This is a genomic window from Xanthobacter agilis, assembly GCF_021730435.1.
Classification (GTDB): domain Bacteria; phylum Pseudomonadota; class Alphaproteobacteria; order Rhizobiales; family Xanthobacteraceae; genus Xanthobacter; species Xanthobacter agilis.
The window spans coordinates 33,115-52,708 of sequence record NZ_JABWGX010000033.1; the positions used below are offsets into that span (position 1 = coordinate 33,115).

The window sequence follows — 19,594 nt, forward strand, 5'->3', positions numbered from 1 at the left end:
CCGGTCGGCAAATAATGCTAGGCGGGGGCCACGAGGCCCCCGTTTGCGTTCAGCCGGGTCCCGGCCGCGGCGGGTGACGCCGGGTGGGTGCGGCGCGGGCAGGAACGATGCGCCTGGCGCGCGAAACGAGAGAAAAGGTGTCATGAAGGCACGCGTGATCGTCACATTGAAGTCGGCGGTGCTGGACCCGCAAGGCAAGGCCATCGAGGGCGCTCTGCGTTCGCTCGGCGTCAACGGCGTGCAGAGCGTGCGTCAAGGCAAGGTCTTCGACGTGGAACTCGCGGGCAACGATCGCGATGTCGCCGAGGTGGCCCTGAAGGAAGCGTGCGACAAGCTGCTCGCCAATACGGTGATCGAGACCTATCGGATCGAGTTCGCCTGAGGGTGTGGTAAGCTGAAAGCCGATGCCGCCGAGGGGACACCACCGAGGGGACGCCATGGTCGAGATCGCGAGCACGCTGATCCACGGGGTGCCGTCCTGCGGAGCGGGTCCGGCCCACCGTGTGGTCAGGAGCTTCCGGAGCCTCGGGATGTCCCGCGCGAACGCATCGCCAGCCGGTCCGACCTTGTGGCGCGCCGCGCCCTTGCAGAAGTCTTGTCCGACGCCCATTGAGAGATCATGAAACCTGCCGTCATCCTCTTTCCCGGCTCCAATCGCGAGCGGGATGCCGCGCGTGCCCTGAGGCTCGTCGCCGGCGCCAAGCCGAATATCGTCTGGCACGCGGAGCATGAGCTGCCGGCGGGCACCGATCTCGTGGTGCTGCCGGGCGGCTTCTCCTATGGCGACTATCTGCGCTGCGGCGCCATCGCCGCCCGCGCCAACATCATGGACGCGGTGCGCGCGCACGCCGCCAAGGGCGGGCTGGTGCTGGGCATCTGCAACGGCTTCCAGATCCTGTGCGAGGCTGGCCTTCTGCCCGGCGTGCTGGTGCGCAACGCGCGCCTGCGCTTCGTCTGCCGCGAGGTGGTGCTGCGCGTGGAACGGGCCGATACCGCCTTCACCAAGGCCTACCGCAAGGCGGACCTGATCCGCATCCCCGTCGCCCATGGCGAGGGCAACTACACGGCGGACGAGGCCACCATCACCGAGCTGGAGAAGGAAGGCCGCGTGGCGTTCCGCTATGCGCGGCCCGATGGCCAGATCGACGAGACCGATGGGCCGAACGGCTCCATCAACGGCATTGCCGGCATCTATTCCGAGAAGTTCAACGTGCTCGGCATGATGCCGCATCCGGAAAACTACATCGAGCCGGAGATCGGCCCGACCGACGGGCGCGGCTTGTTCGAGAGCCTCGCCGGCGCCCTGAAAGCGGCGTGACGCCCGCCCCAATTCGGATCGACTCGCTGTGACCCTTCCCAACACGCCCCGCATCACCCCGGAACTGGTGGCCGAACACGGCCTGAAGCCGGAGGAATACGCGCATTTCGTGAAGCTCATCGGCCGCGAGCCGACCCTTACGGAGCTTGGCATCGTTTCCGCCATGTGGAACGAACACTGCTCCTACAAGTCCTCCAAGGTTTGGCTGCGCACGCTGCCCACCAAGGGGCCGCGGGTGATCCAGGGTCCCGGCGAGAATGCCGGCGTGGTGGACATCGGCGGCGGGCAGGCCGTGGTGTTCAAGATGGAGAGCCACAACCACCCCTCGTTCATCGAGCCCTATCAGGGTGCTGGAACGGGCGTGGGCGGCATCCTGCGCGATGTGTTCACCATGGGCGCGCGGCCGATCGCGGCGCTCAACCTGCTGCGCTTCGGCGATTGCCACAATGCCAAGACGCGCCGCCTTTTGGCCGGCGTGGTGGCGGGTATCGGCGGCTACGGCAATTCCTTCGGCGTGCCCACGGTGGGCGGCTCGGTGGGCTTCCACAAGCGCTACAATGGCAACATCCTCGTCAATGCGATGGCGGTCGGCCTCGCCAAGACCGACGAGATCTTTTACGCGGCGGCGGCGGGCGTGGGCCGGGCGATCGTCTATCTCGGTTCCAAGACCGGCCGCGACGGCATCCATGGCGCCACCATGGCCTCGGCAGAATTCGGCGCCGACGCGGAAGAGAAGCGCCCGACCGTGCAGGTGGGCGACCCCTTCGCCGAGAAGCTGCTGCTGGAAGCGTGCCTGGAGATCATGCAGGCGGGCTGCGTGGTGGCGATCCAGGACATGGGCGCCGCCGGCCTCACCAGTTCCGCGGTCGAAATGGGCGCCAAGGGCGACCTGGGCGTGGAGCTGAACCTCGACGCGGTGCCCTGCCGCGAAGAGGGCATGAGCGCCTATGAGATGATGCTGTCGGAGAGCCAGGAGCGCATGCTCATGGTGATCGCCGACGGCAAGGAAGCCGAGGCCGAGGCCATCTTCACGAAGTGGGGCCTCGACTTCGCCGTGGTGGGCCGCACCACCGAAGCCCTGCGTTTCGTGGTGAAGCACAAGGGCGTGGTGGAAGCCGACCTGCCGATCAAGGAACTGGGCGACGAGGCGCCGGAATATCACCGGCCCTATGAGGAGCCGGCGGACCGGCCCGTCATCCCCCCGAGCGACGTGCGCACCTCCCTTTCGGTGGCGGATGCGCTGGAGCGGCTCATCGCCTCCCCCGACCTGTGCTCGAAGCGCTGGGTGTGGGAGCAGTATGACCACCTCATCCTCGGCAATACGGTGCAGAAGCCGGGCGGCGACGCGGCCGTGGTGCGGGTGGATGATGGCCCCAAGGCCCTGGCCTTCACCACCGACGTCACGCCGCGCTATTGCGAGGCCGGTCCGTTCGAGGGCGGCAAGCAGGCGGTGGCCGAGGCTTGGCGCAACCTCACCGCCGTGGGTGCGACCCCGATCGCGGTGACCGACAACCTGAATTTCGGCAATCCCGAGAAGCCGGAGATCATGGGCCAGTTCGTGGCCTGCGTGAAAGGCATCGGGGCGGCGTGCGAGGCGCTCGACTTCCCGATCGTGTCGGGCAACGTGAGCCTTTACAACGAGACCAATGGTCAGGCGATCCTGCCGACGCCTTCGATCGGCGGTGTCGGCCTGATCGATGATCTCGCGCACACCATGACGCTGGACTTCAAGGCCTCCGGTGAATTGGTGCTGCTGATCGGCAAGAGCATCGGCTGGCTCGGCGCCTCCGCCTTCCTCGCCACCGTGTGCGAGCGGGAGGAGGGGGCTCCGCCCCCGGTGGACCTGGTGGCCGAGAAGCGCAACGGCGATTTCGTGCGCGCCCTCATCCGCGACGGCATCGCGACGGCGGTGCATGACGTGTCCGACGGCGGGCTCTTGGTGGCCCTGGCCGAAATGGCCATGGCGGGCCATCTGGGTGCCATCCTGGAAGCCCCGCCCGAGGGCATGGACGCCTATGCGTGGTGGTTCGGCGAGGATCAGGCGCGTTATGTGGTGACGGCTCCGAGCAGCCACGGGGTGGAACTGATCCGCCATGCGCAGGCAGCCGGCGTGCCGGTGCAGAAGCTCGGCAAGACCGGCGGCGACCGCTTGATCCTGCCGGGCGACCGTTCGATCATCGTTGAATCGCTCAGGGATCGCCATGAAACATGGCTGCCCATCTATATGGGCGCATCCTGAAGCGTTTTCTCCGGAGGATCCACACGCCATGCCGATGCAGGCCCGTGACATCGAAACGCTGATCAAGTCCGCCCTCCCCGACGCCTTGGTGACGATCGAGGACCTCGCTGGGGACGGGGACCACTACGCGGCGCGCATTGTGTCGGAGGCATTCCGCGGCAAGAGCCGGGTCCAGCAGCATCAGATGGTCTATGCCGCGCTCAAGGGCACCATGGGCGGCGAGCTGCACGCCCTGGCGCTCCACACCGCGGCGCCGGACAAGGCCTGAGATCGCGCACCCGAAACCTTGAATCACCAAGCCCGGGCAGGTTATAATTAAAATCAACATTTGTTGGCCGTGGAGATTTAAACCTACCCGGCAACTACTTTCAGCATGAATCGCTCGTCGTGGCGATTTAAGACCATACAGGCCGCCCCATGAGGGCGGCCTGTGCTATTTGGGCTCACGTTTCCGGAGCGGAGCGGCGACCGTGCACCCCACGACCTTACGAGTTCGAATCTCACTCTTTCCGCCATCTCCGACCGACTGCGAGCGCTGCCGCTGTGTAAATTTCTGGTCGCATCGGAGGCCTTACCCAGCTCGAAACCAGATCGCGGAGAAGAGGAGCGGGAAGCTGTCCATTAGCCAGTCGCTCCAATTATCAGGTTCTGGATTAATTCGCCGGGTAGCCGGCTCCGCGTCCGCTGCATGGTTGAGGACGCGGAGAGCCATGTCGGACGCTCTTTCCATGAACTCGTCATCCACATACTCACCTGTGTCCCACCAACGCCAGCCGCCTGCGTGCGCGGCGAACTCGTTCCGAAGGAAGTACACATGTTCTGCTAGCTGTGCGTCATTTTGGCGCAGGCCCAGCGTCGCGATCAGATCGGAGCGGCTACGCCGTGGATCGCCGACTACGCTGCTCCACCCAATCGTCTGCAATGATTGCAACACGCAGTCAAAGGCGACCAGGGCTTCGAGTTCGAAGCCGGAGGACAAGAGCGACTGGCCGCGAAGGAAATGGAACACGGCCTGATGAACCGCCGGATCGAATGTATTTCGGCGTGTCCAGCGAGATCGGCTCCGAGGTGCCGGTTCAACTCGTCCCCATCGGTTAACACTGTCTTCAACTGCGGTCGAAAGCGCATTCTTTGGCAAGACCGGAGGAGTGACTGCCCCGTTGCGTCGACTATGCGCTTCCGAACCGAATGGGTGAAGAACTGCGCGGTCTCTCTCCCAGGCGATCATCAACACCTTAGCTACATGCGAACGATGGATGTACTGACGCGCGTAATGCCCCAACCACGAGAGCATGTCGTAGACGTATTCATCGCGGAAGGCCGTACGCCAGCCGAAACCCCACCCCGGAACGACTGTGCTCACCGCCAGCCCCTTCTGGCAGGGGGCTACGCGCCAACCTTGGCCTGAAGCGTGGAAGTGGGGGGCCAAGTGATCGCCGAGCAGGATCGTCATGCATTCCGACCAAGAGTCGCGATTGGCTATCTCATCAACGAAGCGGTCCACGCCCGACGCGAGTTTGCCGCGCATTTCGGGTGGTTGGCTGTTCTCGTCGAACCACTTGAGGATTAGTGATTTTGCGCGAGCCTTCTGATTTGGCGAACGGAAATTCATGGAGACCTTTGACTTGAGCGCTTTTTAACGGCGCCCTGGAATTTGGGGCCTGAGTCACTACAAAATCCCAGATCATAGGGCTATGGCGTAAACGTAGTGATCATCGCTATCGGTCGCGTCCCGCCATTCCAGTCCCAAACTCGGTACGTCAAGCGCCGCCGATTTCCCTCTTGAAACGGCACAGCCAACGTTCGAAGCAGATCTGCCTTGGATTCGATGATGCCGGCTTCATCCGTTCTGACGTCGATTCGCTGAGCCAAGGCACGTCGGTGGTCACGTCGATACCTACGCGTTCCATTCTCAAGCGCTTGCGGGCACCCATGAATGACGCAAACCCGCCCAAGGGAATCTCGTGGGTGCTCCAAAAATAAAAAATGTGCCAAAGTAGTGCTAGTGCGCCATGTGCTAAATCTGAAATGGCATGGTATTTTGGCCTTTGTTTATCTGGCGGAATTCACGCTTCAAGCGTTCCGCCTTTACGCGATCGGCTCTAAAACGCCGATCATGCTGGTTGCAAAGGGCGGAGCGTTATTTGGTCGAATGCCGGCTCTTCACCGCGCCCGGCGTCGAGGACGTGAAATAGCGCCCAACCAGATGACGCAGTTCGGTCTCCACCCCCTGATCCCCCAAGGCGGTCAGATGGGCGTGCAGGTCTGGGGCGATCGCGGCGAAGCAGGCCAAGACGCGCGGGTCGAAATGCGTGCCCGATCCGGCGTGCAGGATGTCCATCGCGGCGGCGAAGGGCATCGGTTCCTTGTAAGGGCGGCGCGACGTCAAGGCGTCGAATACATCGGCGATGGCGAAGACACGGGCGGTGATGGGAATGGCGTCGCCCGCCAGGCCGACCGGATAGCCTGACCCGTCAAACTTCTCATGATGGCCACCCACCACGTCGGCGGCGTCCTCCAACCAGATCGAGGAACGCAAGATGTCCAGCCCATGGACGACGTGGGTCTTCATCACGGCGAATTCCTCGGCGTCCAGCTTCCCGGGCTTCAACAGAATGCTGTCGGAGATGGCGATCTTGCCGACATCGTGCAGGAAGGCGCCTTTCACCAGCTGCCGGATGGTGGCGGCGTCCAGCCCCATCGCCTCGGCCAGATGGATTGCCAGGATCGTCACGCGGTAATTGTGGGCGTGGGTGTCGCTGTCGCGCTTGGCGATGGCGCTGCCCAACACCGTCAGAATGTCGATGTTGGCGTTTAGTAATTGGCGCGACAAGTCCATGACGCCTCGGTTGAAGGCGACGAAGATCGGTAGCAACACCAACGCCGTCCCCAGAACCGACAGGGACGACACGGCGACGACCGTCACGGTGTCCTTGACGATTTCACCGGATCGCTCGGGCGACAGTTGGAAGACACTCTCGAAATAGCCGAGAAGCTGACCGTTCTGATCGAACAGGGGCTCCATCGTTTGGATGAATATAAGTCCATCAAATGTAAAGCGTTCGTAATGTAAAACTCCGGTCAAGGGGAACTGATGCCGGCTGTTTTTCAGACGCATCTCCGCCCATTCGGCGCCAGGAACCACATATTCTGCCATTTTTATTTGATTTTTGTCGTAAAGTTCCGCGACGATAAACAGCCCATCCGCCTCGACTCGTCCAGCGGCGCTTCGGCGGCTCATGAAGCGATTCAGCAGGTCGCTCGCCCGCGTATTGTCGGCCCCGGTGGACAGCGCGCCACGCGCGTCGGTTAGGAAGGCGGCGGATTCGCGCTTGGCCAGGTCCGACACCCGACCATCGGCGATCTCCATCTCCACGAGAAAGGCGACGATTCCCACGGCCACGGCCAAGGACAGCGCGGCGAGCGCGACGCGCAGCAGAATTGAGCGGTAGGTGGGCAACCTCATCGGACAAGCTCTTCGATGGCAGGTTTTGGGTCGGCGAGATTCTGGACGAAGGATAAGCGAAACAGGCCCCCCACCGGGACGATCATCTACGGTGACGGTCGCGCGGTGAATGGCGGCGGTTTCCGCCACGATGGCCAACCCCGGCCCCGCCCCGCCGATTGGCCCCTCGGCTGAACGGATCGAACACATGGGGACGCAAGGACAGCGGGACGCCGCGGCCATGATCGGCCACCTCCAACGCGGCGGGCAAGGCGTGAATCGTCACATCGACGATTTCACCCGGCGGGCTGCGACTCAAAGCGTTGTCGATCAAATTGCGCAGGGCGTCTGCCTGTCGTCGGAACATTTTGGCGCAACTCGCAGCGTAAATTAGCGGAGTGTCGGCCTTGTCTTGGGCCTGACCCGGGCATTTTCATATGGCGGGCCGGGAAAGCTGAGCCGAACGCGGATCTTGCACTTTGTCCAGGGAGGGTCGATCTTTAGGGCAGTGGGTCGGACGTTTCGGCCCGGCAGCTTGGATTCGATCTCATGGGCATTCGCGAAGACATCGATGGCATCGTCAAGTCGGCTGACGTGGTCCTCTTCATGAAGGGCAACCCGCAGTTCCCGCAGTGCGGCTTCTCGGGTCAGGTGGTGCAGATTCTCGACCATGTGGGCGTGCCGTTCAAAGGCGTGAACGTGCTCGAGAACGACGCCGTCCGCCAGGGCATCAAGGAATACGCCAACTGGCCGACCATTCCCCAGCTCTACATCAAGGGCGAGTTCATCGGCGGCTGTGACATCGTGCGCGAGATGTTCCAGTCCGGCGAACTCATCCCCCTGCTGGAGGAAAAGGGCATCGCCATCCGCGACAAGGCCATTGGCTGATCGCGCGTGACGGAGAACACCGTTTCGGCGCCGACTCAGCCGGCCTCGTGGGCATTGAAGGCGGCCGTCATCCTCGGGCTCATCGCCGATGCGGGGCTCGTGGTGCTGTTGCTTGTCGTGTCTGGCTTCGTGTTCAACGGGCCTGCGGGTGCCGATGGCGCGGGCGCGGCAATCGCCGGCTGGGGCATGACGCTCGCGGTCTGCATTCTGTCGCCGCTGCTGGCTTGGCCCATGTGGCGGCGCGGCCGGAGGGATCTGGCGCTGGCGATGATCTGGCTGCCGGTGCTGGCCCTGCTTATCGGCATCCTGATCGGCTCGCTCTGACGAGGCACAGGCGACCGCAAGAAAAAGGCCCGCTCATTGGCGGGCCTTTTTCGTTTCCGCGTGTCCCGGGTGGGATCAGGCGTGGCCGAACACCCGCTTGAAGATGGTGTCCACATTCTTCAAGTGATAGCCGAGATCAAACTTCTCGTTGATTTCGTCTTCCGAGAGGTACTTGCGCACGTCCGGATCTTCGAGGAGGAAGGTGCGGAAGTCGCCTTCGCCACGCCAGACCTTCATGGCATTGCGCTGCACGAGGCGGTAGCTGTCCTCGCGGCTGGCGCCCTTCTGGGTCAGCGCCAGAAGAACGCGCTGGGAGTGGATGAGCCCGCCCAGCTTGTCCATGTTCTTCTGCATGTTGTCGGTGTGGACCACGAGCTTGTCCATCACGCCGGTGAGGCGGGAGAGGGCGAAGTCGAGGGTCACGGTGGCGTCGGGCCCGATCATGCGCTCCACCGAGGAGTGGGAGATGTCGCGCTCGTGCCAGAGGGCGACATTCTCCAGGGCCGGGGTCACATAGGCGCGCACCATCCGGGCAAGGCCCGTGAGGTTTTCGGTGAGCACCGGGTTGCGCTTGTGGGGCATGGCCGAGGAGCCCTTCTGCGCCGCGGAGAAATATTCCTCCGCTTCCAGCACCTCGGTGCGTTGGAGATGGCGCACCTCGGTGGCAAGGCGCTCCACGGAGGAGGCGACCACGCCCAGCGTGGCAAAGAACATGGCGTGGCGATCACGCGGAATCACCTGGGTGGAAACCGGCTCCACGGTCAACCCGAGCTTGGCCGCAACGTGCTCCTCCACCCGCGGGTCGATGTGGGCGAAGGTGCCGACCGCGCCTGAGATGGCGCAGGTGGAAATCTCGGCGCGGGCGGCGACGAGACGGGCGCGGGCGCGCTGGAACTCGGCGGAGGCGATGGCGAGCTTGACGCCGAAGGTGGTGGGTTCTGCGTGGATGCCGTGGGAGCGGCCCACCGTCGGGGTGAGCTTGAACTCGAACGCGCGGCGCTCCAGTACCTTCAAGAGCGCATCCACGTCGGCGATGAGCAGATCGGCGGCGCGGGTGAGCTGCACCGAAAGGCAGGTGTCCAGCACGTCGGACGAGGTCATGCCCTGGTGCACGAAGCGCGCCTCGGGGCCGATGAACTCGCCAAGATGGGTCAGGAAGGCGATGACGTCGTGCTTCACCTCCCGCTCGATTTCGTCGATGCGGTCGATGTTGAACTCGGCCTTGCCGCCCAGGTCCCAGATCTTGGCGGCGGCCTCCTTGGGCACGATGCCGAGCTCGGCGAGAGCGTCGGCGGCATGGGCCTCGATCTCGAACCAGATGCGGAAGCGGGCCTCGGGCGACCAGATATCGGCCATCTGCGGGCGGCTATAACGGGGGATCATCGCAGCACTCGTGAAATCTCAAGCAAGGGCTGGCTCTAGCAGATCGCGGCCGGAAAGAGTAGCGCCCGTGACGGATGGAGTATCGGCGCCCGCCTCAACGGCCCTTGCGGCGCTGGTGGATATCGGAATTGAGCATCAGCCCGCGGGAGACCGCGCCGCGGCCGAACTTGGCGGCGAGCGCGTCCATGGCGGTTTCCGCCGCCTTCAGGCGTTCGGTGGTGGGGTCCACGAGGTCGGCCGGATCGGCGGCGCTGCCGGGCTCCAGCTCCGACACGCCGACGCCGATGAGGCGGAAGGCGGTGCCGTCGGTTTCCTTCAGGAGCAGCTCGTGGGCGCTGGCATAGATGCGGCCGGTGAGACGGGTCGCGCTCTCCAGGGTGCGGGAGCGGGTGCGCAGGCGGAAGTCGGCGGTCTTCAGCTTGAGGGTCACGGTGCGGCCGGAGAGGTCGGCGCGCTTCAGGCGGGCGCTGACCTCCTCCGCGAGGCCGTAGAGCGTCTGCTCCAGCGGACGCAGGGCGCCGATATCGGTGTCGAAGGTGGTCTCGGCGGAAACGCTCTTGGCCTCCCTGTGGGGCTCTACCGGGCGGTTGTCGATGCCATGGGCGATGCGCGCGAGGCGCAGGCCCTCGGCGCCATAGCGGCGGGCGAGGTCTCCGGCGTCCGCCCGCTGGAGGTCGGCGATGGTGTGGAAGCCGTCGCGGGCGAGTCGCGCCCCGAACGCCGCGCCCACGCCCCAGATGAACGTGACCGGCCGTGGCGCCAGGAAGCCGGGGGCCTCGGTCGCGCCCAGCACCGAGAAGCCGCGCGGCTTGTCGAGGTCGGAGGCGGTCTTGGCCAGGAACTTGTTGGGCGCAAGGCCCACGGAAACGGTGATTCCCACCTGCCGTTCCACCTCCAGCGCGAAGCGGGCCAGGGTCCGCGCCGGGCTGAGGCCATGCAGGGCCTGGGTGCCGGAAAGGTCGAGAAAGGCCTCGTCGATGGACAGCGGCTCCACCAGCGGGGTGAGGGCCTGCATCATCGCGCGCACCGCGTGCCCGGCGATGCGATATTTGTCCATGTTGGGCGGCAGCACCACGGCTTGCGGGCATAGGGCCTTCGCCTTGAACATGGGCATGGCCGAGCGCACCCCGGCGATGCGGGCGATGTAGCAAGCGGTGGAAACCACCCCGCGCTTGCCGCCGCCGATGATGAGCGGGACGTCGGCGAGCGCCGGATTGTCCCGCTTTTCCACCGCCGCGAAGAAGGCGTCGCAATCCACATGGGCGACGGCGAGGGTGTCGATCTCCCGATGGCGCACCAGGCGCGGGCTGCCGCAGGCCACGCAACGCACGCCCGCGCCGGCATCGGCGAGGCAGTCGCGGCAGAAGCCTGGGAGCAGCGTGGGCATGCCCGGATACTGCCGCGCGCCGCGATCACGCGCAATCGGCGCCCTGTGGACCCCCACATGTACGCCTTAATTGGGGCGCCGCACGGTGGCCTCGGGGTCGTCGGGCGGCGAGAGAATGGCATAGGCGCTCACCACGTGCCGGGGGTCGAGCTGTTGCGCCGCCGCGAAGGCGATCAGCAACGGCTCGTCCGACATGATGTAGGCGAGCACGCCGGCGCCGAAGTCGGCCTTGCCGGCGGCCTCGCGCAAGGTGGCGGGGGAAAGGCCGGTCTCGGCCAGGAATCGCACCAGGCGCTCGCCATCGGCCGCGAGGAACGAGAGGGCGGCGACGGCGACTTCCTGCGCCGCGGCGCGCTGGGCTTGAAGGCCCTTGGGTCTGTCTTGAATTGGCATTTGCGCTTCCGCAACGAATGGGCTCTAGCTGTTCCCCATTCCAGCACGTTCGCGGCGGGCTGCGAAGCGTGAAGCGGGGATGGGGTCCATGTCGAAGACCGTCATGATCGTGGAAGACAATGAGCTCAACATGAAGCTCTTCCACGACCTGTTGGAGGCACATGGCTACCGAACGGTAGAAACCCGTACCGGGGTGGAGGCGGTGGATCTTGCCCGCGCCCACCGGCCGGACCTCATCATCATGGATATCCAGCTGCCGGAGATTTCGGGCCTGGACGTGACCCGCAAGCTGAAGGCCGACCCGGAGCTGCGCACGATTCCCGTGGTCGCGGTCACCGCCTTCGCCATGAAGGGCGACGAGGAGCGAATCCGCGCGGGCGGCTGTGAAGCTTATCTGTCCAAGCCTATTTCGGTGGCCAAATTTCTCGAGACCGTGCGTCAGTTCACGGGAGGTTGAGACGGCCCCCGCGCGGGTCAACCGATTCGGGTGCTTTTCCTTTTTCCAGTCTTGCGTTAGAATTTTTGACGTTTAAGAGTGTGAAGCTACCACTTGAAGCGGTGAAAGTGGCAAAGCTGAACCGGGCTGATGACCGGCAGTAGTCCGACGCTGCGTATGCGGCCGACGTCGTCGAAGTTTGGAACAACCCTGCGGAGTGCTCAGGTCCGCCGCATCTCCTGGGTCCGTGGGGTTTGGCCGGTGGGTGAACGCTGACGGGAGGCCTCCCCGCGCGTTCCCCACGGGCCACCTCTCCCCCCTACACCGCATTCGTGTCTTCCGCGCCGCTCCCTCCGTCGCAGGGTTCTCCCCCCATCGATCGGTGCGTCGATCCTCAATTCGGGCGGTGGGACGGGCGAGCGCCGGTGCGTTGGGCGATCCAAAAGAAAAGGGCGCCCGCAGGGCGCCCTTTTCTTTTGGAAGCGTCAGGCGAGGGCGGGGCCCTCGCCGCGCGTCACTTGATCTTGGTCTCGCGGAACTCGACGTGCTTGCGCACCACGGGATCGTACTTCTTCAGCACGATCTTGTCGGTCTTGGTGCGGGAGTTCTTCTTGGTGACGTAGAACGAGCCCGTGTCCGCGCTGGACAGGAGCTTGATCTTGATGGTTGCAGCCTTGGCCATATCTTGATCCCTGGGTGCCGCTGGTGGCGCGCAATTCCGGCGCGCAAGCCGAATGCCGGCGAAAAGAAACACGCACGCGCTGCCGGACCGGCGGCTCGTATGCGCCGAAATGCCCTTAACAGCCCTTCATTGTCAAGGCCCGCGCGCTTTCAGGGCTTCGCTGCCGAACACCAGCCGCACCGCCACGAGCACGGCATAGCCCCCGAGCATGCCGGCGATGACATAAGCGAAGCCATAGGGGTTGTAGAGGTCCATGCCTTTGCCGGCCAGCGGCGGGCCGGCGATGAGCCCGATGGAATAGAACATCACGAAGGCGGCATTGGCGGAGGCGAGATTCGCCCCGTGGAAGCGCGCCCCGAGATGGGAGAGGCCCACCGTGTAGAGGGAGCCCGTCACCCCGGTGGCGAGGAACACTGCGGCGAGGAAGGGGAGGCTGTCGACCTGAAGCTGGGGCAGAATCGCGGCGCCGATGGTGCCGACCGCGGCGCAGGCCAACAGCAGCACCCGCCGGTCGATGCGATCGGAGACCAGCCCAAGCGGAATCTGGAACGCCACATTGCCCAGCACGGCCACCGTCAGCAGCAAGGTGGCATCGCTTGCCCCCAGCCCGAGTCGCATGCCGTAGAGCGGCAGGAAGCTCATGACCGAGGTCTCCATGGCGCCGAACACCAGCGCCGCCATGAGGGCTGTGGGCGACCTGAGCAGGAACGACAGGACGCCGTGATGCTCGCCGTCATGGATGGTCGGGGTCATGCCACGCGCCATCAGGATGGGGAGCGCGCCGAGGCACAGCACCGCCGCACCCGCCAGATAGGGGGGCCATCCCGAGGTTCCGGTGGCGCTCAGGATCACCGGCCCCAGCGCCGCGCCCACGGAAAGGGCGGTGGCGTAGATGCCCATCACGAGGCCACGTCGATGGTGCGGCGCCACCGCGTTGATCCAGAACTCGCTCACCGCGAACAGCACGCACAGGGCGGCGCCGAGGGCGAATCGCAGCGGAAACCAGAGCAGAAAGGAGGAGGTCGCCTTGAAGGCCAGAAGGCTGGCCGCGCAGAGCAGGATGGCGAGGACGAGCAGGGCCCGCACGCCCAGCCGACGCACCAGCAGCGGCACGAAGGGGGCCACGGCGACGGTGGCGATGCCCGCCACCGCCGTGTTGACCCCGATCAAGGCGCCGGAGACGCCCCGCGATTCCAGCTCGAGCGCCAGCAGCGGGATGGAGAGGCTGATGCCTACCCCCACCACGGCGATGGCGGAGATGGCAGCGGTAATCGAGGCCGCCCAGCTCATTTGAGCGGGCGGCGGGCTTGGGGCGTGCATGCGGAAAAGCGTCCGGTCAGTCGAGAAGCGTGCGCACGAACTGGCCGTGTCGCATGGCGTAGGAGGGAACGGGAAGCCTGGGGTGGAAGCCGGCCTCGATCCGTTGGGCCAGTTCATCCAGCACCACGCGGGTGACGGTGGGCAGCTCCTGGGCCTTCGTCTCGTCGAAGGTGAGCCACTTCAGGTCGACCAGCTCGGAATTCTCGCCAACCTTGCCGGGCTCCTCGTCGCACACCGCGGACGCGTCGGCAACGAAGAAGCGCGTGTCGAAGCGTCTCGGGCGGCGGGGCGGGGTGATGGCACGGGCGACGAAGGTGAGCGCTTCCAGGTTCGGGAATACCCCGCGCGTCTCGAACGGGCGCCAGTCGTCACAGGGCGCCTGCGGGGCGCCGAGGTCCTTGGTGCCCACCATAAGGCCGGTTTCCTCGAACATCTCGCGGATGCAGGCGGCGGCAAGCCCGCGCACCCGGCCGAGGCTGGGCCGCTGCACGCCCTGCATCAGGCGCCGCTCGCTGTCGGCGTCCACGATGCCGTACACGGGCATCGCCTTGTCGAACGCCTCCAGCCGGCCGCCGGGGAAGACGTACATGTTCGGCATGAACTTGAGGTTGGGATGTCGGCGGCCCATGAGCACGCGCGGCGCCTTGCCCTTGTGGTCCACGAGAATGAGGGTGGCGGCGTCCTTGGGGCGCACGTTGGCCGAGGTCTGCGCGCGCTCGGCGTTGGTCAGTCGGGTGGCAAAGTCGGTCATGATGCGAACGGAGCTGCTGCAGGAGTGAGGGGCGGGCGCGTGGCGCCCTCGGGTGGAGGTTCGCGCTCGGCGCTGGAGGGGTCGAAGCCGTGCATGCGCAAGGCCCATTGCAGGGCGATGAGCAGGCCTTTCGCCGGTGGCAACAGCACAAGGCTCAGGGCGAGGGTCAGCGGCAGCCATAGGGCCAGATGGCCCCACAGGGGCGGCTGGAACAGCTCTTCCACCAGCACCAGCAGCGGCACCACGATGTGGCCCACCACCAGGATCACCGCATAGGGCGGCGCGTCGTCCGCCCGGTGGTGGTACAGCTCCTCCCCGCACCGGGGGCAGAATGGCGCGACCTTGAGATAGCGCGGAAAAAGCCGGCCCTCGCCGCAGGCGGGACACCGGCCGCGCGCGCCCCGCATGAGGGCGGGGATGCGGGCGCGGGTCATCGATTCGCCGGGCGGGCCGCCGGCCCCGCTGGGCACGGGCGGCACCGCCCGCGTGGTGAGCGTCAATGGCATGGACGGGGTCGTCCTATTTTTTCCGGCTGGTGCCGGGCTTCCTCCCACCCGTTCCACCCCGTGGCCCCGCTGGGGGGCCGTCCGCGCGGGTTGGCGCGCGGACGGGGCCTTTCTTCATTCCACCGGAACGTCGCAGCGGCCCGGGCCGGCCGCGCGCCCCCTTTACATACGTGCCTTCCGACAACAGCTCAAACCGGAGCGCGCCGGCCACCGGCGCGGCCTCCACAAGGCGCACCTCCACCCGGTCGCCGATGCGGTGCATTTCGCCGGTCCGCTCGCCGACCAGGGCCTGGCGCGCCTCGTCGAAGCGGTAATAGTCGGCGCCGATGGTGGCCGCGGGCACGAACCCGTCGGCCCCGGTCTCATCGAGGGCGATGAACAGCCCCGCCTTGGTGGCGCCGGAGATCCGGCCCTTGAACACCGCGCCGATCTGGTTGGCGAGGTGATGGGCGATGAGACGATCCACCGTCTCCCGCTCGGCCGCCATGGCCCGCCGCTCGGTGACCGAGATGGCCGCCGCCACCTCGCCGAGAATCTCCACCGTGGTCTCCTCGGGCAGGCCATCCGCGCCGAAGCCCATGGCGCGGATGAGGCCGCGATGCACCACGAGATCCGCATAGCGGCGGATGGGCGAGGTGAAATGGGCGTAGCGGCGCAGGTTGAGGCCGAAGTGGCCGTAATTCTCCGGCGAATATTCCGCCTGGCACTGGCTGCGCAGGATCACCTGGTTCACCAGCGGCGCCACATCCGTCTCCTTCACCAAAGCGAGGATGCGGTTGAGGTGGGAAGGGCGCACCGCGTCGATCTTCGGCAAGGCGATGTCGAGGGTCTTCAGGAACTCGCGCAGGGACGAGAGCTTTTCCAGCGAGGGCGTGTCGTGCACCCGGTAGATGAGCGGCGTGCGCCTGTCTTCCAGGGTTTCGGCGGCCGCCACGTTGGCGAGGATCATGAATTCCTCGATCAGTCGGTGGGCGTCGAGCCGCTCGGGCACCACCACCTTGTCGACCGTGCCGTCGCTCTTGAGCACGATCTTGCGCTCGGGCAAATCGAGGTCGAGGGGCTGGCGGTTGTCGCGCGCGCTTTTCACGCAGGCATAGGCGGCATAAAGCGGCTTCAGCACGCCCTCCACCAGCGGATCGGTCACCTCGTCCGCGCGGCCCTCGATGGCGGCCTGGGCCTGGGCATAGGCGAGCTTGCCCGCCGAGCGCATCATGATGCGATGGAAGGTGTGGCTCTTCTTGCGCCCGTCCTTGCCGATGACCATGCGCACCGCCAGCGCCGGGCGGTCCTCCTTCGGGCGCAGGGAGCACAGGTCGTTGGAGATGCGTTCCGGTAGCATGGGCACCACCCGGTCCGGGAAATAGACCGAGTTGCCACGTATGAGCGCCTCGCGGTCCAGCGCCGAGGCTGGTCGGACATAGGTCGAGACGTCGGCGATGGCGACCGTGACGATGAAGCCGCCCGCATTCTCGGGGGCGTCGTCGGCCACGGCGTGGACGGCGTCGTCGTGGTCCTTGGCGTCGGGTGGGTCGATTGTGACGAGGGGCAGCTTGCGCCAGTCCTCCCGGCCACGGGCGTTGACCTTCTTGGCGGCCTCCGCCTCCTTGGTCACCGCATCGGGGAATTGGTGGGGAATGCCGTGGGCGTGCAGGGCGATAAGACTCACCGCCTTCTCGCTCTTCAGCGAGCCAAGCCGGTCCTTCACCCGCGCGGTCGGCAGGCCGAACACGCGCTGGCGCATCAGCTCCACTGCCACGAGGTCGCCGTCCTCGGCCTCGTGCTCGGCGCCGGGGGGCACCTGGAGTTCGCGGCCGTGGCTTTTCTTGTCGATGGGGACGATGCGCCCGCCGCCCTGCGGCAGGGCGTGGAAGATGCCCAGGGTCTGCTTGCGGGCCTTCTCCAGCACCTTGATGACGCGGCCGACATAGGCCTCGCCCGAGCCTTCGAGGATGCGCAGCAGCACCCGATCGGACAGGCCCGGCGCCGGCCCCCGGCTGCGGGCGGTGCGGCGCTCCGGCTGGAGGATGATGCGCGGCGCCTCGCCATGCTCCTCGCTGTCCCATTCCACCGGCATGGCGACCAGCTCGCCATCGGCGTCGCGGCTGACGATGTCGGCCAGCACCACGCCCGGCAGGGCACCGGGCACGTGCAGCTTGCGGCCGCGCCGGTCGACGGTGCCTTCCTCGGACAGATCGCGCAGCAGCGCCTTCAGCTCCACCCTCTGGTCGGCGGAGAGGCCGAACGCGCGGGCGATCTCGCGCTTGCCCACCGTGCCGCCCTGGCTGGCGATGAAGGCCATGACCTCGGCCTTGCTCGGCATCCGCCCGGTGGCGCGGGGCGCGACGACGAGGGTTTCGGCGCGCCCGTGGCCTTCGGCGGCGCGCTTGCGGGCGGCACGCGTTTTGGTGGGGCGCGAGGCAGAGGGAGTGGGACGTTTGGACAAGGGCTGAGCTTCCGTGCGGATGGGCCGACGCTATCTTGAACGGGAGCGCGGGGCTAGTTCGCGATTGCCATCAATGCCGTGAATTGGGGCGGCGCGCGCGCCGCCGAGCCCTGCACGAAATGCGTGCAGGAAGCCGGTTTCGACGGAGGTTGCCGGGTGCCGGCGCAATCGCTAAAGCGCGGACGGCAAAGGCTCGGTTTCAGCTTGTCCGTCTTTTCGGTGGATGCAAGATTACAACTTCTGTTGCGTGCGAGGCGGGAATGATGTCGGCGGACAACTCTCTATGGCGCCGCCAGTTTTTGTCGAGAACGCTGGAATTGGCGGTGCCGGGAGTGTTTCTGGCGACGCTGGTTCTCGTGTCCTTGGTGTATCTGGCGCTCGACTTCCACCGTGCCTACCGGGCCTTTCAAGACCGGTATGAGGGGCAGGCGCAAGGTCTTGCGGCATGGGTTAATCGGTATTTTGATCATACCAACCAGATCATCCGCGGCACCTTGCCGCTGCAACAGGACCTGTGCGCACCCGAATCGCGATCGAGCCTCGACCGGGGATTGGCGGGCCTGCCGGTGTCGCAGGTGCAAATCTGGTCGCCGCAAGGGCTCAGTTGCACCTGGCAGCCGCAGCGGACGCTCTATTATCTGAAATCCTGCGCAAGCGAGCTGCAGGATGCCGCCGTTGAGGTGCCGATCACCCTCGACGATCGGCGGCGCCTGCTGGTGCGGCTTGATGCGGCGTGCCTGTTCAGCGCGCTCGTGCCCCAGGACGGGAACCGGCCGGCGGCCTATCTCGTGCCATGGGTCCGCGAGAACAACAGGATCGCCCTGGATGCCCCTTTGCCGCGCGAAACGGGGCGGGCCGCGGGGGCGTGGGCGCTGCCTTTCGTCCCGGAAAACGTGGTGGTTTCCGCTCCGGCGGCGGATTGGCCGGTCGCGGTCATGCTGCATGTGCCGAATGCGCAGCTCACGCAGGAGTGGATGAGCACGATGCCGCTCCAGGCGAGCCTCATCGGCGTGCTTGGCTTGGCCCTGTGGTTCGGACCCATGGCCCTGCTGCGGCGGCACCTTTCGATTGAAGGCCAGGTCAAGGCCGCGTTGCGCCGGGGCGATTTCTTCCTCGCCTATCTGCCGACGGTCGAACTCTCGTCCCTCGATTGGATCGGCGCCGAGGCCTTGCTGCGCTGGCGCCATGCGCGCCACGGGGTGCTGATGCCGACCGCCTTCATTCCCTGGATCGAGCAGAGCCCGCTCATCCACGACACCACCCGCTGGGTGATGATCCAGGTGGCGCAGGACATGAGGCGCATCACCATCCGCCGGCAGGCGTTCTCCGTGGCGCTGAACGTGCCCCCCCATCAATTGGCCGACCGGCGGCTGCTCGATGTGGCGGACGAGGCCTTCGGCACGGCGCCGCGCGCCTTGGATCGGGTCATTCTGGAGCTGACCGAACGCCAGGAGGGCGATTTCTCTTCGCCGCGCGTGCAGGAGGTGATGCAGGGGCTGCGCGAGCGTGGCGCGCAGTTTGCCATCGACGATTTCGGCGTCGGCTTCTCAAACCTGTCGCTGTTGCAACAGGTCTACGTGGATTTCGTGAAAATCGACCGTTCCTTCCTGCGTTCCGATGAGCAGGAGTGGGAGCGGGGTGAAATGAACATGCTGGAGGCGGTGGTGCACCTCGTACGCAAGCTCGGCACGGTCATCATCGTGGAGGGGGTCGAGACCGAGGCCCAATTGGCGCGGGTGCAACGCTGCGGCGTCGGCTTTGCCCAGGGCTTCCTTTTCTCCCGCCCGATCGAGCTGGAAGAACTCCTGGCGAAGCTCGGCAGAGCCGCGGCCCGCGCTCAATCCGCATAAGCGACTGCGGCGTTGTTTCCGGGGAACCTCAATGGGGCGATGAAAAAGGCCGGGCATTTGCCCGGCCTTTTCTTTTGTCTCCACGCCTGGACCCGGTGGCCTGCATCTCGTTCGAGATGCAGGCTGCGTTACAGGCCGTGGCTGAACTTCAGAAGTCCATGCCGCCGCCCGAGCACACCGGTGTTCCGGTGTGCGTTTCGCGAAGGTTCGCCGGGCGGCGTCACAGGCC

General features: G+C 65.9%; 19 protein-coding genes. 8 read left to right on the top strand and 11 right to left on the bottom strand.

Going from position 1 to position 19,594, the window contains the following annotated elements:
- Window positions 1-142: 142 nt before the first annotated feature.
- The 4 genes from purS to HUW53_RS19185 all read left to right on the top strand — a co-directional run bounded on the left by purS (window position 143) and on the right by HUW53_RS19185 (window position 3,825).
- Entirely contained in the window at window positions 143-382 is a 240-nt protein-coding gene (purS, locus tag HUW53_RS19170) for a phosphoribosylformylglycinamidine synthase subunit PurS (protein ID WP_237347366.1), read from the top strand.
- Between the two features lie 237 nt (window positions 383-619).
- Complete coding sequence (gene purQ, locus HUW53_RS19175; protein ID WP_237347367.1) at window positions 620-1,318, top strand: phosphoribosylformylglycinamidine synthase subunit PurQ; 699 nt, start codon at window positions 620-622, stop codon at window positions 1,316-1,318.
- A gap of 28 nt (window positions 1,319-1,346) precedes the next feature.
- Complete coding sequence (gene purL, locus HUW53_RS19180; protein ID WP_237347368.1) at window positions 1,347-3,557, top strand: phosphoribosylformylglycinamidine synthase subunit PurL; 2,211 nt, start codon at window positions 1,347-1,349, stop codon at window positions 3,555-3,557.
- Window positions 3,558-3,585: 28 nt separating this feature from the next.
- Window positions 3,586-3,825 carry a BolA family protein gene (locus HUW53_RS19185; protein ID WP_237347369.1) on the top strand — a complete coding sequence of 80 codons (240 nt, stop codon included), beginning with the start codon at window positions 3,586-3,588 and terminating at the stop codon, window positions 3,823-3,825.
- A 303-nt stretch (window positions 3,826-4,128) separates the two neighbouring features.
- On the opposite strand, the gene HUW53_RS19190 is transcribed toward HUW53_RS19185, so the two are convergent.
- From HUW53_RS19190 to HUW53_RS22155, 3 genes are all read right to left on the bottom strand, one after another.
- Window positions 4,129-5,169, bottom strand: a complete 1,041-nt coding sequence (locus tag HUW53_RS19190; protein WP_237347370.1) for a hypothetical protein — start codon at window positions 5,167-5,169, stop codon at window positions 4,129-4,131.
- Between the two features lie 528 nt (window positions 5,170-5,697).
- The gene (locus HUW53_RS19195) at window positions 5,698-7,023 is read right to left on the bottom strand and encodes an HD-GYP domain-containing protein (RefSeq protein WP_237347371.1); all 1,326 of its coding nucleotides are present in this window, start codon (window positions 7,021-7,023) and stop codon (window positions 5,698-5,700) included.
- Window positions 7,024-7,105: 82 nt separating this feature from the next.
- The gene (locus tag HUW53_RS22155) at window positions 7,106-7,369 is read right to left on the bottom strand and encodes an ATP-binding protein (RefSeq protein ID WP_370877777.1); all 264 of its coding nucleotides are present in this window, start codon (window positions 7,367-7,369) and stop codon (window positions 7,106-7,108) included.
- Between the two features lie 182 nt (window positions 7,370-7,551).
- On the opposite strand from HUW53_RS22155, the gene grxD reads away from it, so the two are divergent.
- Window positions 7,552-7,890, top strand: coding sequence for a Grx4 family monothiol glutaredoxin (gene grxD / locus HUW53_RS19205; protein WP_237347373.1), 339 nt, complete (start codon window positions 7,552-7,554; stop codon window positions 7,888-7,890).
- Between the two features lie 6 nt (window positions 7,891-7,896).
- On the top strand, window positions 7,897-8,214 hold the full coding sequence (locus HUW53_RS19210) for a hypothetical protein (protein ID WP_237347374.1): 318 nt from the start codon (window positions 7,897-7,899) through the stop codon (window positions 8,212-8,214).
- Window positions 8,215-8,289: 75 nt separating this feature from the next.
- Here the strand turns inward: HUW53_RS19210 and purB are convergent, their stop codons facing one another.
- From purB to HUW53_RS19225, 3 genes are all read right to left on the bottom strand, one after another.
- On the bottom strand, window positions 8,290-9,597 hold the full coding sequence (gene purB / locus HUW53_RS19215; RefSeq protein ID WP_237347375.1) for an adenylosuccinate lyase: 1,308 nt from the start codon (window positions 9,595-9,597) through the stop codon (window positions 8,290-8,292).
- A gap of 94 nt (window positions 9,598-9,691) precedes the next feature.
- Entirely contained in the window at window positions 9,692-10,984 is a 1,293-nt protein-coding gene (locus tag HUW53_RS19220) for a DNA polymerase IV (protein WP_237347376.1), read from the bottom strand.
- A 66-nt stretch (window positions 10,985-11,050) separates the two neighbouring features.
- Window positions 11,051-11,377 carry a DUF3572 domain-containing protein gene (locus tag HUW53_RS19225; RefSeq protein WP_237347377.1) on the bottom strand — a complete coding sequence of 109 codons (327 nt, stop codon included), beginning with the start codon at window positions 11,375-11,377 and terminating at the stop codon, window positions 11,051-11,053.
- 88 nt (window positions 11,378-11,465) lie between these two features.
- Here HUW53_RS19225 and HUW53_RS19230 point away from each other — a divergent pair, with 88 nt between their 5' ends.
- Window positions 11,466-11,834, top strand: a complete 369-nt coding sequence (locus HUW53_RS19230; protein ID WP_237347378.1) for a response regulator — start codon at window positions 11,466-11,468, stop codon at window positions 11,832-11,834.
- A 493-nt stretch (window positions 11,835-12,327) separates the two neighbouring features.
- On the opposite strand, the gene rpmG is transcribed toward HUW53_RS19230, so the two are convergent.
- From rpmG to rnr, 5 genes are all read right to left on the bottom strand, one after another.
- Window positions 12,328-12,495, bottom strand: coding sequence for a 50S ribosomal protein L33 (gene rpmG, locus HUW53_RS19235; protein WP_127089705.1), 168 nt, complete (start codon window positions 12,493-12,495; stop codon window positions 12,328-12,330).
- 132 nt (window positions 12,496-12,627) lie between these two features.
- Complete coding sequence (locus HUW53_RS19240; protein ID WP_237347379.1) at window positions 12,628-13,785, bottom strand: MFS transporter; 1,158 nt, start codon at window positions 13,783-13,785, stop codon at window positions 12,628-12,630.
- Between the two features lie 46 nt (window positions 13,786-13,831).
- A complete protein-coding gene (locus HUW53_RS19245) occupies window positions 13,832-14,566 on the bottom strand; it encodes an NUDIX hydrolase (RefSeq protein WP_237347380.1) in 735 nt (244 codons plus the stop codon).
- On the bottom strand, window positions 14,563-15,072 hold the full coding sequence (locus tag HUW53_RS19250) for a DUF983 domain-containing protein (RefSeq protein ID WP_370877776.1): 510 nt from the start codon (window positions 15,070-15,072) through the stop codon (window positions 14,563-14,565). Before HUW53_RS19250 ends, HUW53_RS19245 begins: the two co-directional genes overlap by 4 nt.
- 13 nt (window positions 15,073-15,085) lie before the next feature.
- Complete coding sequence (gene rnr / locus HUW53_RS19255; RefSeq protein ID WP_370877790.1) at window positions 15,086-17,371, bottom strand: ribonuclease R; 2,286 nt, start codon at window positions 17,369-17,371, stop codon at window positions 15,086-15,088.
- Between the two features lie 467 nt (window positions 17,372-17,838).
- Between rnr and HUW53_RS22015 the strand changes: the two genes are divergently transcribed.
- Window positions 17,839-19,365, top strand: a complete 1,527-nt coding sequence (locus HUW53_RS22015) for an EAL domain-containing protein (RefSeq protein ID WP_237347381.1) — start codon at window positions 17,839-17,841, stop codon at window positions 19,363-19,365.
- Window positions 19,366-19,594: the final 229 nt, after the last annotated feature.

What these genes read in the sequence shown, in the direction of transcription:
- HUW53_RS19195 (WP_237347371.1), bottom strand. Translation starts at nt 7,023, where the DNA reads ATGAGGTTGCCCACCTACCGCTCAATTCTGCTGCGCGTCGCGCTCGCC.
- purB (WP_237347375.1), bottom strand. Translation starts at nt 9,597, where the DNA reads ATGATCCCCCGTTATAGCCGCCCGCAGATGGCCGATATCTGGTCGCCC.
- HUW53_RS19250 (WP_370877776.1), bottom strand. Translation starts at nt 15,072, where the DNA reads ATGCCATTGACGCTCACCACGCGGGCGGTGCCGCCCGTGCCCAGCGGG.
- HUW53_RS19245 (WP_237347380.1), bottom strand. Translation starts at nt 14,566, where the DNA reads ATGACCGACTTTGCCACCCGACTGACCAACGCCGAGCGCGCGCAGACC.
- HUW53_RS19225 (WP_237347377.1), bottom strand. Translation starts at nt 11,377, where the DNA reads ATGCCAATTCAAGACAGACCCAAGGGCCTTCAAGCCCAGCGCGCCGCG.
- rpmG (WP_127089705.1), bottom strand. Translation starts at nt 12,495, where the DNA reads ATGGCCAAGGCTGCAACCATCAAGATCAAGCTCCTGTCCAGCGCGGAC.
- purS (WP_237347366.1), top strand. Translation starts at nt 143, where the DNA reads ATGAAGGCACGCGTGATCGTCACATTGAAGTCGGCGGTGCTGGACCCG.
- grxD (WP_237347373.1), top strand. Translation starts at nt 7,552, where the DNA reads ATGGGCATTCGCGAAGACATCGATGGCATCGTCAAGTCGGCTGACGTG.
- HUW53_RS19230 (WP_237347378.1), top strand. Translation starts at nt 11,466, where the DNA reads ATGTCGAAGACCGTCATGATCGTGGAAGACAATGAGCTCAACATGAAG.
- HUW53_RS19240 (WP_237347379.1), bottom strand. Translation starts at nt 13,785, where the DNA reads ATGAGCTGGGCGGCCTCGATTACCGCTGCCATCTCCGCCATCGCCGTG.
- rnr (WP_370877790.1), bottom strand. Translation starts at nt 17,371, where the DNA reads ATGGCCTTCATCGCCAGCCAGGGCGGCACGGTGGGCAAGCGCGAGATC.
- HUW53_RS19185 (WP_237347369.1), top strand. Translation starts at nt 3,586, where the DNA reads ATGCCGATGCAGGCCCGTGACATCGAAACGCTGATCAAGTCCGCCCTC.
- HUW53_RS19190 (WP_237347370.1), bottom strand. Translation starts at nt 5,169, where the DNA reads ATGAATTTCCGTTCGCCAAATCAGAAGGCTCGCGCAAAATCACTAATC.
- HUW53_RS22155 (WP_370877777.1), bottom strand. Translation starts at nt 7,369, where the DNA reads ATGTTCCGACGACAGGCAGACGCCCTGCGCAATTTGATCGACAACGCT.
- purQ (WP_237347367.1), top strand. Translation starts at nt 620, where the DNA reads ATGAAACCTGCCGTCATCCTCTTTCCCGGCTCCAATCGCGAGCGGGAT.
- HUW53_RS19220 (WP_237347376.1), bottom strand. Translation starts at nt 10,984, where the DNA reads ATGCCCACGCTGCTCCCAGGCTTCTGCCGCGACTGCCTCGCCGATGCC.